The organism is Thiocystis minor, from assembly GCF_016653465.1.
GTDB classification, from domain to species: Bacteria; Pseudomonadota; Gammaproteobacteria; order Chromatiales; family Chromatiaceae; genus Chromatium; species Chromatium minus.
On the sequence record NZ_NHSQ01000137.1, the window covers coordinates 1 to 14,482 of the forward strand.

General features: G+C 65.7%; 12 protein-coding genes. 4 read left to right on the forward strand and 8 right to left on the reverse strand.

The window, feature by feature from the left end; all coding sequences use genetic code 11:
• Nucleotides 1-4: 4 nt before the first annotated feature.
• The 6 genes from CCR95_RS26590 to CCR95_RS18755 form a co-directional block, all read right to left on the reverse strand.
• On the reverse strand, nucleotides 5-271 hold the full coding sequence (locus CCR95_RS26590; RefSeq protein WP_242523344.1) for a P-loop NTPase family protein: 267 nt from the start codon (nucleotides 269-271) through the stop codon (nucleotides 5-7).
• Between the two features lie 216 nt (nucleotides 272-487).
• On the reverse strand, nucleotides 488-1,036 hold the full coding sequence (locus CCR95_RS18735; protein ID WP_201097307.1) for an HPP family protein: 549 nt from the start codon (nucleotides 1,034-1,036) through the stop codon (nucleotides 488-490).
• On the reverse strand, nucleotides 1,033-1,662 hold the full coding sequence (locus CCR95_RS18740; RefSeq protein ID WP_201097309.1) for a CBS domain-containing protein: 630 nt from the start codon (nucleotides 1,660-1,662) through the stop codon (nucleotides 1,033-1,035). Before CCR95_RS18740 ends, CCR95_RS18735 begins: the two co-directional genes overlap by 4 nt.
• A gap of 161 nt (nucleotides 1,663-1,823) precedes the next feature.
• Entirely contained in the window at nucleotides 1,824-3,674 is a 1,851-nt protein-coding gene (menD, locus tag CCR95_RS18745) for a 2-succinyl-5-enolpyruvyl-6-hydroxy-3-cyclohexene-1-carboxylic-acid synthase (RefSeq protein ID WP_201097311.1), read from the reverse strand.
• A 174-nt stretch (nucleotides 3,675-3,848) separates the two neighbouring features.
• Nucleotides 3,849-5,237, reverse strand: a complete 1,389-nt coding sequence (locus CCR95_RS18750) for an isochorismate synthase (protein WP_201097313.1) — start codon at nucleotides 5,235-5,237, stop codon at nucleotides 3,849-3,851.
• An 87-nt stretch (nucleotides 5,238-5,324) separates the two neighbouring features.
• Entirely contained in the window at nucleotides 5,325-6,245 is a 921-nt protein-coding gene (locus CCR95_RS18755) for an alpha/beta fold hydrolase (RefSeq protein ID WP_201097315.1), read from the reverse strand.
• A gap of 285 nt (nucleotides 6,246-6,530) precedes the next feature.
• Between CCR95_RS18755 and CCR95_RS18760 the strand changes: the two genes are divergently transcribed.
• Nucleotides 6,531-7,355, forward strand: a complete 825-nt coding sequence (locus tag CCR95_RS18760; protein WP_242523345.1) for an alpha/beta hydrolase — start codon at nucleotides 6,531-6,533, stop codon at nucleotides 7,353-7,355.
• Between the two features lie 73 nt (nucleotides 7,356-7,428).
• On the opposite strand, the gene CCR95_RS18765 is transcribed toward CCR95_RS18760, so the two are convergent.
• On the reverse strand, nucleotides 7,429-9,000 hold the full coding sequence (locus CCR95_RS18765; protein ID WP_201097319.1) for a methyl-accepting chemotaxis protein: 1,572 nt from the start codon (nucleotides 8,998-9,000) through the stop codon (nucleotides 7,429-7,431).
• Between the two features lie 123 nt (nucleotides 9,001-9,123).
• Nucleotides 9,124-11,385 carry an NADP-dependent malic enzyme gene (locus tag CCR95_RS18770; protein WP_201097321.1) on the reverse strand — a complete coding sequence of 754 codons (2,262 nt, stop codon included), beginning with the start codon at nucleotides 11,383-11,385 and terminating at the stop codon, nucleotides 9,124-9,126.
• Between the two features lie 347 nt (nucleotides 11,386-11,732).
• Between CCR95_RS18770 and CCR95_RS18775 the strand changes: the two genes are divergently transcribed.
• Genes CCR95_RS18775 through speA form a run of 3 tightly spaced genes read left to right on the forward strand, consistent with a single transcriptional unit; the run spans nucleotide 11,733 to nucleotide 14,217 of the window.
• Nucleotides 11,733-12,008, forward strand: a complete 276-nt coding sequence (locus CCR95_RS18775; protein ID WP_201097323.1) for a type II toxin-antitoxin system VapC family toxin — start codon at nucleotides 11,733-11,735, stop codon at nucleotides 12,006-12,008.
• On the forward strand, nucleotides 12,009-12,311 hold the full coding sequence (locus tag CCR95_RS24980) for a hypothetical protein (protein WP_242523346.1): 303 nt from the start codon (nucleotides 12,009-12,011) through the stop codon (nucleotides 12,309-12,311).
• A gap of 25 nt (nucleotides 12,312-12,336) precedes the next feature.
• Nucleotides 12,337-14,217 (forward strand): biosynthetic arginine decarboxylase, encoded by a 1,881-nt coding sequence (gene speA, locus CCR95_RS18785; protein ID WP_201097327.1) that lies wholly within the window; start codon nucleotides 12,337-12,339, stop codon nucleotides 14,215-14,217.
• The last annotated feature ends 265 nt before the right edge of the window (nucleotides 14,218-14,482 follow it).

A 14,482-nucleotide genomic window follows, 5' to 3' on the forward strand; every position in this document is an offset into this window, starting at 1 on the left:
CCACTCACTCCAACCCCCGCCCCTCCCCAGCCTCCTCATGTGTGCGCCCATCGCGGATGTGATAGATACGCCGGAAAGTCGGGATGATCTTCTCGTCGTGGGTGACCACGATGACGGCGATCTGGTACTGACACGCCATGCGGTTGAGGATGCGGATGACCGCCAGGGCGCGTTCGCTGTCGAGCGGCGCGGTGGGCTCGTCGGCCAGGATCACCAGGGCGCAGGCGATGGCGACGCGCTGCTGTTCTCCGCCCGAGAGCTGGGAGGGCATCGCCCGGGCGCGGTGCTCTAACGTCCAGGGCCGCCAGCAACTCGCGCGCGCGCTCCCGTGACTCGCCGTTGGGGCGTCCGGCCAGCATCGGCAGCAGGGCGACGTTGTCGGTGACATCCAGGAAAGGGATGAGATAGGGCGCCTGGAAGACGAAGCCGATCTCACAGCATCGGGAGATTGAAAAACGGCGTGGCCCGTGCGACCTGCCCGCGCCGGCTACAGCCAGAACTCGGGATAGCGCCGGGCGGCAACGAGATTGTTGAACAGCAGCGCCACGGCGAGCAGAACCAGCGGGCCGAGCGTGGCCGGGATCAGCACGAAGAGATACCCCAGTTCGTGCACCTGATCCGAGCCGATGACCGCGATCAGCGCCGTCGCCCCGCCGGGCGGGTGCAGGGTCCGGGTCAGATGCATCAGGGCAAGGGCGCTGGCGACCGCGACCGACTGCGCCAGCCAGGGCTCGCCACCGAGCCACTGCCAGCAGGTCACGCCCACCAGCGCCGAGAGGACATGCCCGCCGATGAGGTTGCGCGGCTGGGCGAGTGGGCTGCGCGCCGCGCCGAAGACCAGTACCGCCGAGGCGCCGAGCGAGCCGATGGCGAGCGTCAGATCGGTCCCGACGAAGAACCGCTGATTGAGCCAGGCGACGGCGGCGATCCCCAGAAAGGCGCCCGTCCAGGACCAGAGCACCTCTGGCAGACTGACCCGAGGCGGGCTGCCATGGACGCTGCCGCGCATCTTGTTGAAATAAGCCATGAGCCTCATGGCCGGCGATCCGGGCGATAGGCGCTCAGAAAGACCTTGCGCTGGAGCAGCCCCGCTAGGCGGCCATCGGCGGCGAGCACCGGCATGGCGCGGCCGGGATGGCGGGCGAAGGCGGCGAGCAGTTCGCGCAGTCCAGCGTCCAGCGGCACGCTGACCACCGGGGCGGTCATGAGCTCGCCGACCGGGCGATGGTGCTGCTCCGACTTGATGCACTTGGCGTCCGCGATGACCCGCGCCAGTAGGGCGAGGAAGGTCTCCGCACCCAGTCCGCGCAGCACATCGGTTTCGGTCAGGATGCCGAGCGGTCGGCGCTGTCCGTCCACCACCGGCAGCGATTTCAGCCCCTGTCGCACGAAGCTGGGGATGGCCTCGGCGAGCGGAATGTCCGGCGTCAGCGGACGGACCTCGCGGCGCATCAGTCGCCCGGCGGCGATGCCGCTGAACAGTCGATCGAGCGCGTGGCGATGCGCCAGATGATAGACCGCGCGGAAATCCATCGTGGTGATGTCGAGATAGCCGGGAATCTCGCGCATCGCCTCCAGGATGTCGTCGTCCGTGAGGTCGAACTCGCCGAATTCGTCCCCGGCGGACTCTACGGGCGCATCTGGCAAAGAATGCTGAATCATCGGCAGGATCCTCCGCGAGTTGCGCGGAGCGGGCCAGTTGGCGGATGGAATTCAGGTTAGGCGGCGGATCGAGCGCGTGCCTTGATCGACATCAAAATCGAAACTAAACCGCGTCTCTCGTGAGGCTGGTGAAACCCCCAGAGCCAAACACAAACTGAAAATTACGCATATCGCGCTGGACGCGGTTCAGCCCTATCCAGAAGCGAATTCCAGAATCCTTGATGAACCGCCCGGCTGATCTCGCCATCGAGACAGACCTCGATCACCCCTGCCCCGCTCCCCTCGCCGCCGAGGGTCTCCGCCAGTGCCTGTCGAAACCCGGCCCCGTCGCTGACCGTGCGATGGGCGATCCCGAATGGACGCAGCAGCTCGCCAAGCGGGAGGTCGACCGGCGTGCGCCAGAGTCGCTCGAAACCGGGGAGTCCCTGTTGCGGAAGATAGTCGAAGATCCGGCCGCCGCCGTTGTTCAGGACGATGCAGGGGCGGTCGAGTTGACGCAGCAGCAGCAGGCCGCTGAGGTCGTGCAGAAAGGAGAGATCCCCGAGCAATCCCGTTGTCGGGATGCCGCTGGCGTTCAATCCGGCGAGCGTGGATGACTGACCGTCGATCCCGCTTGCGCCGCGATTGCCGAAGACGCGGAGCGCGGTGGCGCGACTGCCGGACCAGGTGTCCAGTTGGCGGATCGGCATGGAGTTGGCGCAGAACAGACCGTCGCCCTCGGGCAGGGCGGCGAGCAGATCGGCGAGCAGATGGGGCTCGCACCAAGGGGACTGCGCGAGAGCGTCGGCGACCAGTCGTTCCAGTTGGCGCTCGGCGGTTGTCCAGCGGGCGAGCCAATCCGGGGAGGCGGGGCTCCCGCCTGGCGGATCGCTCTCCGATGTGGCGAGCCAACGGCAAACGCTGGCGGCGTCCGCGCGAATCCGCAATCGGACATCCTGAGTGGGATCGCTCCAACCCTGACCTGGATCGACCAGGATGGTGGGGATGTCGGCCAGCCAACTGTGCAGGATCTTGGAGACGGGCGCGCGGCCAAAACGCAGCACCCAGTCGGGTTTCAGCGCCGCCGCCGCGCAGGGGTTGCGCAGCAGGCTGTCGTAGCGGGTGATGCGATGTCGGGAGCCGGGGCCAAAGCGCAGTCCGGAGAGCGGGTCGCAGAGCACGGGGACGGCCAGCCGCTCGGCGCAGGCCCAGAGCGCGTCGGCGAAGGCGGGCGGGCAGGCGCCTGGTCCGCAGCAGATCAGGCCACGACCGAGGAGCAGGGAGGCGAGGTCGGGAATTCCGGTGTTTTGCCCCTCGTTCCAGATGGCCTCGCTGTGCGAACGGGGCAGCTCCGAACAAAGTTGGCTGGACGCTGGAGCGTCCGCGCTTGCTCCCACGCTGGAGCGTGGGAGCCAGAGGTGTCGGCTGGGCCAGAGGCTTGGCGTTGGCGCGGGAGCCGCCTCGCAATCCCCGGCTGGCACCAGCGGTTCGCGAAACGGCAGGTTGAGATGCACCGGCCCCGGCCAATTCCCCTGGCTCACCGCCGCCGCGCGCGCGCCCAGCGCGCGGATCGTTTTGAGCGCGGCCGGCCCCTCTTCAGCCGCGCCGGGGTCGTGAAACTCGCGCACGAAGTTGCCGAACAGCCGGGTCTGATCGATGGTCTGATTCGCCCCCCAATCGCGCAGCTCGGGCGGGCGGTCGGCGGAGAGCAGGATCAGCGGGATACCGGACTCGGACGCCTCGATGACGGCCGGAAACCAGTGGGCGAGCGCGCTCCCGGAGGTGCACAGCAGACCCACCGGACGGCCCGATGCCAGTGCCAGGCCGAGCGCGAAAAAGGCGGCGCTGCGCTCGTCCAGGATCGGGGTCAACTCCAGCTCGGGCTGACGCTGGCCCGCCAGCACCAGCGGGGTGGACCGCGAGCCGGGCGAGAGCACCAGCCGCCGCATCCCGCCCGACATCAATCCATCGAGCAGCGCCAGCGCCCAACGCAGATTGCGGCAACCTTGATCCGTCGTGTCTTCGCGGTTCATCTCGATTTAACCTAAAAAAGAGCAGTCAGCCGCCAGCCGATGATTTGTCGAGGTTGTCGCTGATTGAGGCGTTCACCCAATGGGTGAGCCTCCGCAGGTCTTGCCCAATGGCGAATTTGATGATTTCCAAAAGCTGGCTGCTGGAGGCTGGAAGCTGACAGCTCTTTATCAAGTTTAAGCGAACTGGAGCGCGGTCGACATGGCGGCGAGCTTGTGCTCGGTCTCGTCCCATTCGCTCAGGGGATCGGAGCCGGCGACGATCCCCGCGCCGGCGTAGAGGTCGGCGATCCGTTCGCTGATCCGCGCGCAGCGCAGCAACACCCAGAGTTCGCCGGTCAGGTCCGGCTCGACGATGCCGGCGGCGCCGGTGTACCAACCGCGCTCCAGCGGTTCGCTCCGGTCCAGCCAGTCGCGGGCCTCCCGACGCGGCTGCCCGTTGGTTGCCGGGGTGGGATGGAGCAGCTCGGCGAGCCGAAAGACATCCACGTCGGGGTGCAATTCGCCCCGCACGATGCTCCGCAGATGCTGGACGTTGTTGAGTTGCAGAATCCGGGGGCCATCGGGCGACTCCAGTGAGCGGCTGCATTGGCCCAGCGCTTCGGTCACGGCATCCACCACGACCTGATGCTCGCGCAGATTCTTTTCGCAGGTCCGCAGACCCTGGGTGATTTGCGCGTCGCGATCGGCGTCCTCGGCGCGGCAGGCGGTGCCGGCGATGGCGTCTGCCTCGATGCGGTCGCGGCGTTGGGTGAAGAGACGCTCGGGGGTCGCGGCGACGAAGCTGGTCCGATGGCGACGGATGCTCACCACCTGACAGGAGGGAAACAGATAGGTCAGGGCCGCGTTGAGTCGGGTCAGGTCGAAGCGTCGCTGACCGGTCAGGCGCAAGCGGCGGCAGAGAACGACTTTACGCAATCGCTCCTGGTCGATCTCGTCGAGCGCCGCGAACACCAGTTCGCGCCAATCGTCCTGATCGGGCGTGCTGACGCCACGCTCCAGATGCGCCGGGGTGAGCGGATCCAGGGCCGGCAGATCGAGCAGCGGCACGATCTGGTCCAGTCGGCGTTGCCAGCGTGTCCGCAGGGCATCGATCCCCATCGGCAGCGCGGTGGTGAGGATGAGCGCGGCCTGTCCGCCGTGCGAACAGAGCGCCAGTTCCGGCAGCCAGAAGAGCGCATTCGGCAGTTCCTCCTGCCCCGCGCTCGGCGACGCGTTGGGCGAGGCGGCAAAGCCCAGCATGCCGAAGCCCAGAAAGCCGGTTTCGTCCGGGTCCATCTGCTGCCAGTTGGCCGCGACGCCCTTGGCTGCTGCGCGCAGAATCCGCAAGCGGTCCGGACCCCACGCCCGCCATTCGCCGGCGATGCCGTAGCCGGCGCGCAGGTCGCCGCGATGGTTGTGCGCGAAATGGAACTGCGGCCCCGCCAGATCGGGCGCGATACCGAGCCCGTGGGGGAGTTCGAGGATCAGCGAGACATAACCGCCCGGTTGTCCGAGGGGCAGGGTGCCGATCGTTTCGTGGAGGCGAGCCTTGAGCTGCTCCAGGACTTTGAGCGGTGCGAGCATGACGGGATCGTGAAGACAGGAATCGTGGGCCGGGGCATGGATGTTTAGCATCCATGCCGGAATGCGCGCGAACGCGATCGGTCGCGCTCAGTCGGTCTTGAGCGTCGACCAGAAGCGGTCGATGGCGGCGGCGGTTTCGGCGGGTTTTTCCCACTGGGGCATGCCGCGCGTGGGCGTGAGCTGTTCGGCCCGCCAGCCCGGATGACGGCTCAGAAAGCCCGGCAGTTCGTGGAAGTCAATGTTCGGATCCTTGTCATAGATCACCAGGACCGGCTGGGTCAGTTTGCCGTACAGGGTATCGCCCGCCTTGGGGGTGAAGAGCTGGCCGGACAGGAAATACAGCGGGGCATACTTGGCGCCCGGCTGGTGGGTGGTCGCATGGGCGTAGTCGACGAGCCCGGGCGGGATCGCGCCCTTGAACACCTGATTGTAGAAATATTTGATGCTGGTGCGCGTGGTGAGCAGACCGAACAGCCCGTCATTGATCACCGGCACGCTCAACGCCTTGTGCGCGCGCTCGGCCGCCTTGCCGGTCGGGAGTCCGCGGATGTTGAAGCCAGTCGGCGACAGCAGGGCCAGACTGGCGACCAGCTCCGGCTTCATCAGGGTCGCGCGGGCGGCGAATTCGCAGCCGAGCGAGAAGGCGACCAGATCGGCCCTGGACTGGACGATCGTCTCCAGGAATTCGGCGATGACCCCGGCGTAGAGTTCGGGCGAATAGCGCCGGTTGCTCCGGTCGGAATGTCCGAAACCGGGAAGATCCAGCGCGAATACCGGACGTTGCGAGCGATAGTGCTCGAACAGCGGTTTCATCTCGAAGGCACTCGGCGCGGCGTTGATGCTGTGAATCAGGACCAGCGGACGTCCGGTGGCGGACGTGTCGGCGTAATAGTGAATGCGCCCGCCAAGTTGCGAGATGTAGTCGTGACGGGAGGCGTCGATGGCGGCGGGAAGCGATGGGTTGCGGGTCGTGGCGGTGCTGCCAGCGCGGGCGATAGCGGAGTCCATGTACGAAATACCTCGTTTGCGTGCGGTTCTGTTGGTTGCATTGTCCCTTGATATCCTAGACGGCGCGACGGCGGATCTTAGCGGCCGGACCTTGGCGCCGGTACCGGGATGATCCAACGCCGTCGACTCAATCATCGGACGACATTCCGGGTGCCGAACGCCACTGTGCGCGTGTCGCGTTCGCCGTGCGCTCGATGGATTGCAGAATCACCATGGATGTCTCAGGCGTTCCTTTGCGGGCAGAGGTGCAGGTCGATGCAGTCCCAGCCGTCAGTGATGAGTCAAATGAATCGGACCTCTTTGCGTCAAGCCAAGTTTACAGCGCTCTTCCTGGCTTGTCTGTTTGTGTCGGGTTGCACGGGTCAGGCGGTCCGCCCGGTCGGAACCCGTGACCTGACGTCGGGATTGCCAGCCGGGATTGTCGTCGCGGACGGCGTCGCGCGCTCCAGGATCGCTTGCTCGCCGAGTTACCGGGTCTACCGACCGACCGGCGCGGCCCCTGGCGATCTGGCGGTGGTCGGGCATGGTTTCCTACGCGCCAAGGAGCGCATGACGGGGCTTGCGACCGCCCTGGCCAAGTCCGGCGTGACCACAGTGACATTCGATTTCTGCAACGATCGGCTCTGGGACGGCGGCCATGTACGCAATGCGTTCGACATGATGGCGGTTGCGAACGCACTCGGGGCGCGTCGGGTGGTGTATACGGGTTTTTCGGCCGGCGCGCTCGCCGCACTGATCGCCGCCCGCAACGACCGGCGCGCGGTGGGCGTGGTGGCGCTGGATCTGGTCGATGCGCAGGCCATGGGGATCCGCATGGCGGCCGGTCTGAAAACGCCCCTGATCGGGCTGGTCGGCGACGCCTCGTGCTGCAATGCCTTTCAGAATGGCCTGGCGGTCTATGCCGTCAGCCCGAGCGCTGTGGTGCAACGAATGATGGGGGCGGACCACTGCGATTTCGAGTCGCCGACCGACTGGATCTGCCGACTGACTTGCGCGCGCGGCGGGGCGATCAGCGGCTCGCCCCGCCAGGATATTCTTCGCGCGGCCACAGCGGCGGTGCAATCGCTGTTGCGGGACGCGGCCGGGTCCGAAACGCGCGGCGAGGAATGACGTGGCCGACAGAATGCCGACCGCCCCAGGTGCCGACAACCGGTCGACGATCCCAGAGGGTCGGATCGACGACTCAGACCCTGTATTGATGGACCAGCGAGGCCAGTCGGCCGGCGAGATCCTCCAGATGACCGGTGGCCGACACCACGGAATCGGTACTCTCCAACGTCTGCATGGAGAGGTGCCGGATGCTTTCCACATTGCGGTTCATCTCTTCCACCACCGCGCTCTGTTCCTCGGCGGCGGTCGCGATCTGGGCATTCATGTCGTTGATGCGGTCGACCGACTGCGTGATCGAATCCAGCGATTGGTCGGTCTCCGAGGCCGACAGGACGCTGCGTTCCGCCTGCTCGCTCCCCCGCTTCATCACGGCGACAGCGCTGCGCGAGCCCTCCTGCAGACGCTGGATCATGGCCTGGATTTCCTGCGTGGCATCCTGGGTGCGTTGCGCCAGGGCGCGTACCTCGTCGGCGACCACCGCGAAGCCGCGCCCCGCCTCGCCGGCGCGCGCCGCCTCGATCGCCGCATTCAGGGCCAGCAGATTGGTCTGACCGGCGATGCTGCGGATCACATCCAGAATCTTGCCGATATTCTCCGATTCGTCGCCTAGCCGACCGATCGCCTCGGCGGCCTCGGAGACGCCTTCGGCCAGTTGCTGGATGCCCTTCACGCTCTCGCGCACGATCGCGCGGCCCGCCTGAGCGTCGGCGCTCGCCTGGTGCGCCGCATCGGCGGCGGCGGTGGTGTTGTTGGCGACCTCGGCCACAGTGGCGGACATCTCGTTCATGGCGGTGGCGACCATGTCGGTTTCCTGGTGCTGCTGCTCCATCAGACGATGCGTGGAGTTGCTGGCAAGCGCCAACTGCCCGGCCGACTCGGCCACGCCGGACGCGGACTCCTGGATATTGCCGATCACCGTTGCCAGACGCGACTGAAGCATCTTGATGGCCTGGAGGATCTCGGCGGTCTCGTTGTTCCGCGCGACATGAATGGGGAAATTCAGATCGCCGGCGGCGATCTTTTTCGCTGCCGTGACACTCTCTCGAATGGGCGAGAAGATCGTCCGTATACTGACTTGCGCCAGGATCAGGCCGACGAGCAGCGTGGCCAGGCCAATCCAGACGTTGCCGAACCAGCCGGCGGCGACTGCGCTCAGTCCGACCAATGCGAAGGCGGCGGTGATCCATACGCCGTGTCCGAATTCGGGAATCCATCGCGTGGGCAGATCGTCCAGCTTGCGCTCGCGCACACGGGTGTAGAGCCGTTCCGCCTGGTCGATCTGGGCGCGCGTCGGTTTCGTCCGGACCGACTGATAGCCGATCAGGGTCTCGCCTTCGTAGACCGGAGTGACATAGGCATCGACCCAATAGTGATCGCCATTCTTGCAGCGATTCTTGACGATCCCGCGCCAGGGTTTGCCCTTCTGCACCGTCCACCAGAGATCCTTGAAGGCCGCCGTGGGCATGTCGGGATGTCTCACCACATTGTGATTGACGCCCAGCAGTTCATGTTCTCCAAATCCGGAGATTTCAATAAACGGCTTGTTGCAGTAGGTGATGATGCCCTTAGTATCGGTAGTCGAGACGATCACGAGCGAATCGGCGTAATCGTGTTCCCGGTTGGTGACCGGCAGATTGATCTTCATGGTGACAGCCTGCAAGGGTCTGCGTGGTAGCGAGCGATGATCCTGGTTCGATGAAATCCCGTCTTCTTGACGTGAGGGAAAGGATCTTAGCGCAAATGGCCCGCTCGCTACTCCATCCGTCGACTAACCGGCCTGAACGACCGCCAGCGCGGTCATGTTGAGCAGACCGCGCACCGAGACGCTCGGGGTGACGATATGGGCGGCATACTCGGTGCCAAGCAGCATGGGACCAAAGGCGCCGCCCTCGTTCAGGGTCCGCAGCAGGTTAAAGGCGATGTTGGCCGCGTCCTGATTCGGCATGATCAGGAGATTGGCGCGACCCGCGAGACGCGATTCCGGGAAACGCGCCTGTCGACCAATCGCGTCGAAGGCAAGGTTGGCGTGCATTTCGCCCTCCACCTCCAGCGCCGGCTCCTGTTCGCGCAGCAGACGGACCGCCTCGCTCATCTTGGTCGCCTCGGGTGCGTCGTGACTGCCGAAATTGGAATGCGAAAGCAGGGCGACCTTGGGAACCAGACCGAAGCGTCGGACCTCCGATGCGCAGAGTCGCGCGATTTCGGCCAGATCCTCGGCACTCGGATCGATCTGCACATAGGTGTCGGCGATGAAGAGCGGACCGGCCGGGAGCACCAGCGCGCTCATGGCCGTGAGCCGCCGCACGCCGGGCGCGGTGCCGATCGCCTCCTCGACATGCTTGAGATGACGGGCATAGCGTCCGACGATGCCGCAGATCATGGCGTCGGCATCGCCGCAACGGACCATGGTCGCGGCCAGCACGGTGGGGTCGTTGCGGATGTATTCGCGCGCTTCGTCCGGGGCATAGCCGCGACGTTTGACCCGTTCATAGAAGGTCTGCCAGTGGGTCTCGAAGTTCCGATTCTCGCAAGGGACGACAAGGTCGAAATCGCGCTCGGGACGGATGCTCAGACCCAACTCCCCCAATCGGTTGCCGATGACCTCGGGGCGCCCGATCAACAGCGGACGCGCGATGCCCTCGGCGACCGCCTGCTGGGCGACCTGGAGCACGCGCTCGTCCTCGCCCTCGGCAAAGACAACCCGCTTGGGTGACGTGCGTGCCTGATCGAACACCGGTTTCATGGTCATCCCGGTGCGGAAGGCGCGATGGCGCAGCGACTGACGGTAGGCGTCGAGGTCCGCGATGGGCCGGGTCGCGACCCCGCTCTCCATCGCGGCACGGGCGACCGCCGGGGCCAGATGTTCCATCAGACGCGGGTCGAAGGGCTTGGGGATCAGATACTCGGGACCGAACTGGAGTTGATGACCGCCATACGCCTTGCGCACGATATCCGACGGCTCGGCCATCGCCAGATCGGCGATGGCGCGCACGCAGGCCGCCTTCATCGCCTCGTTGATCTCGCTTGCGCCGCAGTCGAGCGCGCCACGGAAGATGAACGGGAAGCAGAGGACGTTGTTGACCTGATTCGGATAATCCGAGCGTCCGGTGGCGATGATGGCGTCCGGTCGGGCGGCGCGTGCCAGGTCGGGCATAATCTCGGGCACCGGGTTGGCGAGCGCCATGACGATGGGCGCCTCCGCCATGCGGGCCAGCCACTCCGGCTTCAACACCCGCGGGGCAGACAGGCCGAGAAAGATGTCCGCGCCCGCGATGACTTGCTCCAGGGTGCGCTGCTCGGTCGCGATGGCGTAACGGCCCTTGTACTCGTCCATCTCCTGGACGCGGCCCTGATAGACGACGCCCGCGATGTCGGTCAGGACCACGTTTTCCTTGCGCAACCCGAGTTCGACCAGCAGATCGACGCACGCCAGCGCCGCCGCGCCAGCACCCGAGGTCACCAGCCGCACCTGGCCGAGATCCTTGCCGACCACGCGCAGACCGTTGAGGATGGCCGCCGAGACCACGATCGCGGTGCCGTGCTGATCGTCGTGGAAGACCGGGATGCCCATGCGTTCCTTGAGCGCCCGCTCGATGACGAAACACTCCGGGGCCTTGATGTCTTCCAGATTGATGGCGCCGAAGGTGGGTTCGAGCCGGGCCACGGTCTCGATAAAGGCTTGCGGGTCGCGTTCCTCGATCTCGATATCGAAGACATCGAGATCGGCGAACTGTTTGAACAGCACCGCCTTGCCTTCCATCACCGGCTTGGAGGCCAGCGCGCCGATGGCGCCCAGACCCAGCACGGCGGTGCCGTTGCTGATGACCGCGACCAGATTGCCGCGCGCGGTGTAGTGCGAGGCGTTGAGCGGATCCTTCTCGATCTCGCGGCAGGCGGCGGCGACGCCGGGCGAATAGGCCAGGGCCAGGTCGCGCTGATTGGCGAGCGGCTTGGTGGCCTTGATCTCCAGCTTGCCGGGCTTGGGGTAGCGGTGATAATCGAGTGCGCTCTGGTCGAGTTCGTCTGACATCCTGGGTCTCCGAGGGTGCTTTGATGGCCGTGGCGTCGTGGCCGGATGCCGGCCTTCGCGGTCTGATGGTGCGATGCAGCATGTTACCGCAAAGCTGGAGCGCGCAGGCATCGCGCCGCTGGCGAGCACTGTGATAATGTTGGTCCCTAGGAAAGCTGGCCGATCATTGACTCCGTGGTCGCAACCATGCGCCAGTCGGATCGCGACTGATGATCTATGTGGACACCAGCGTCTGGGCGCGCTCTTGACCAGGGAAACCTCCACGGCGGTCATCGGCGCCTGGTTCGCGCGGACTGACGCGGCGCTGATCAGCGCGGACTGGACACAGACCGAATTCCACAGCGCCATTGCCATTAACCGGTCAGATCGACACCGTTCAGACGTCCGCGGTTCTCAATCTGTTCGAGCAGCTCGGCGCCGGCGGCATGACGCTAGCGTCCGTTTCCCGAACCGCATTTCGCGCCGCAGCCGTTCTGGTCGACGATCCCCGCCATGGTCTGCGCGGCGCCGATGCCTTACACCTCGCGATAGCGCGGGAACTGGCGGTTCATCGCTTTGCCAGCCTCGACGGCAACCAATCCGCCAGCGTGGAGCGTCTGGGTTTTGTGCTGGAATCCTTTTAGGTGATTTCCGAAGATCGCCGCTATCTATCGCCGGGATTAACCGCTCGCGCTGGCGTGCGACACCCTGATCGAGGCGGGCGACGAGGTCTTCTACCTGGCGGCCACCCAGAACATCCGTCAGGTGATGAGCGAACTGCGCCGCCGCGATCAGCCGACAATATCGGCTCCCGGCTGGCGGGCACCGCGCAGGAGCGCTATCAGGTCAAGGTGATCGAGATCAACGAAGCGCGCGCCCGGGAACTCGGCGCCACCCTGACGCACGCGCTGGTGCTGCACGGGGATGGAAATCGCCTCGATCACTGACCACTGAAAGACGGAGATCAACCCCATGGACCAAGCGGTCCAACGCTGTAAAAACATCTATGCCATCGACCGTTGGGGCGAGGGGTATTTCGGCATCAACGCTGCCGGCCATCTGTGCGCGCGTCCCGATCCGCAGGGGCCGACCGAGATTGATCTCTCGGCGCTGGCCGCTCAGATCGCCTCGGAGGGGCTGTCGCTGCCGGTGCTGGTGCGCTTCAGCGACATCCTGCGCCATCGCGTGCAGGCGCTGAACCGCGCCTTCGTCTATGCCAGCGCGGCCTGTGGCTATACCGGACGCTATCAGCCGGTCTATCCGATCAAGGTCAACCAGCAGGCGGGCGTGGTGCGCGAGATCCTGCACTCGGGGCACGCCGGACTGGAGGCCGGCAGCAAGCCCGAACTCATGGCGGTGCTGGCGCTCGCCCCGCCCGGCGGACTGGTGGTCTGCAACGGTTATAAGGACCGCGAATATGTCCGCCTCGCCCTGATCGGGCGGCGGCTCGGGCTACGGGTCTACATCGTCATCGAGAAGCCTTCCGAGGTACCGCTGATCCTGGAAGAGGCCGTGCGGCTCGATGTGGAGCCGCTGCTGGGGGTGCGGATCCGGCTCGCGGCGGCGGCGGTCGGCAACTGGCAGAACAGCGGCGGCGAAAAGGCCAAGTTCGGTCTGACCGCCAATCAGATTCTGGAACTGGTGCGCACGCTGGAGCACGCCGGCCGGCTGCACTGGCTTCAGCTCATGCACGCCCATCTGGGCTCGCAGATCCCGAGTCTCCAGGACATCCGCGCCGGCGTCGCCGAACTGGTCCGGTTCTATGCCGAGCTGCACCGTCTGGGCGCGCCCATCAGCGTGATCGACGTAGGCGGCGGGCTCGGGGTGGACTACGAGGGCACCCGGACCCGCCATTCCTGTTCGGTGAACTACGGCTTCGATGGCTACGCGAGCGCCATCGTCAACACCATCGCCGCCGAATGCCGGCGCCGCGCACTACCCGAACCCGATCTCTTCAGCGAATCGGGGCGGGCGATGACCGCCCATCACGCGGTGCTCATCGCCAACGTGATCGATCGCGAAGAGGCGGGCGGGCGGGACGTCACGCCGCAAGAGGCGGAAGGCGACGCCACCCTGGATGCCCTGGTCCGGCAGCTTCGGTCCGTGCCCGGGTCATCGCCCGAGGAGGTCTATGCCGAGGCGCGCGAACTGCTCGCGACCGCCCGCGAACGTTTCGCCCAGGACCAGCTCGATCTGACGGGCCGGGCGCGGGCGGAGGAGCTGTTTTTCGCCATCTGCCGGGCGCTGGCCGGGCGGCTGGATCCCGGCATCCGTCGTCATCGCGAACTGGCCGACGAGGTGAACGCACTGCTGGCGGACAAGCTCTTCTGCAATTTTTCGCTCTTTCAGTCGCTGCCGGACATCTGGGCGCTCGATCAGATCTTCCCGATTGTCCCGATCCAGCGACTCGACGAGGTGCCCGATGCGCGCGCGGTGGTGCATGACCTGACCTGCGATTCCGACGGCTGCATCGATCAGTACGTCGACGAGGGCGGGGTGGAGGCGAGTCTTCCGGTCCACGCCGGGGCGGGTCTGGATGGCCCCTATCTGCTCGGTTTTTTCATGGTCGGCGCCTATCAGGAAATCCTCGGCGACATCCACAACCTGTTCGGCGACACCGACGCCGTCAACGTGGAACTGGACGCCAGCGCGCCCGGCGGCTACCGTCTGCGGGATCCCGAACGCGGCGACTCGACCGACGAACTCCTGAGCTATGTCCATTTCGAGCCCCGCGCCCTGCTCGCGCACTATCGACGCAAGCTCGACGCGGCAGGACTGGATCGACCGACCCGCGAGCAGCTTTTTGTCGAGCTGAAGGCGGGGTTGTATGGGTATACCTATCTGGAGGGATAGAAGGGGCAAGGGGATTCAAGCTATCTCGTGACACTGCTTTGCGGTGTAACGCCTGTGTCAGGCCTTCTGCGCCAAGTGTCCCGATGGTCAAGATGGCGTCGATCATCGTTTCGACCATCGCTCGTTGTCGTTGTCGTTGTCGTAATCGAATCATCGACAACGACAACGACAACGCATCTGCAAGCCTTTGGTGCCATCAAACAATCCGCGACATGGGGGCGGGACGCCCGCCTCCGGAACACTGGCCGGATCGATGATCGAAGCC

What these genes read in the sequence shown, in the direction of transcription:
- CCR95_RS26590 (WP_242523344.1), bottom strand. Translation starts at nt 271, where the DNA reads ATGCCCTCCCAGCTCTCGGGCGGAGAACAGCAGCGCGTCGCCATCGCC.
- CCR95_RS18735 (WP_201097307.1), bottom strand. Translation starts at nt 1,036, where the DNA reads ATGAGGCTCATGGCTTATTTCAACAAGATGCGCGGCAGCGTCCATGGC.
- CCR95_RS18740 (WP_201097309.1), bottom strand. Translation starts at nt 1,662, where the DNA reads ATGATTCAGCATTCTTTGCCAGATGCGCCCGTAGAGTCCGCCGGGGAC.
- menD (WP_201097311.1), bottom strand. Translation starts at nt 3,674, where the DNA reads ATGAACCGCGAAGACACGACGGATCAAGGTTGCCGCAATCTGCGTTGG.
- CCR95_RS18750 (WP_201097313.1), bottom strand. Translation starts at nt 5,237, where the DNA reads ATGCTCGCACCGCTCAAAGTCCTGGAGCAGCTCAAGGCTCGCCTCCAC.
- CCR95_RS18755 (WP_201097315.1), bottom strand. Translation starts at nt 6,245, where the DNA reads ATGGACTCCGCTATCGCCCGCGCTGGCAGCACCGCCACGACCCGCAAC.
- CCR95_RS18760 (WP_242523345.1), top strand. Translation starts at nt 6,531, where the DNA reads ATGAATCGGACCTCTTTGCGTCAAGCCAAGTTTACAGCGCTCTTCCTG.
- CCR95_RS18765 (WP_201097319.1), bottom strand. Translation starts at nt 9,000, where the DNA reads ATGAAGATCAATCTGCCGGTCACCAACCGGGAACACGATTACGCCGAT.
- CCR95_RS18770 (WP_201097321.1), bottom strand. Translation starts at nt 11,385, where the DNA reads ATGTCAGACGAACTCGACCAGAGCGCACTCGATTATCACCGCTACCCC.
- speA (WP_201097327.1), top strand. Translation starts at nt 12,337, where the DNA reads ATGGACCAAGCGGTCCAACGCTGTAAAAACATCTATGCCATCGACCGT.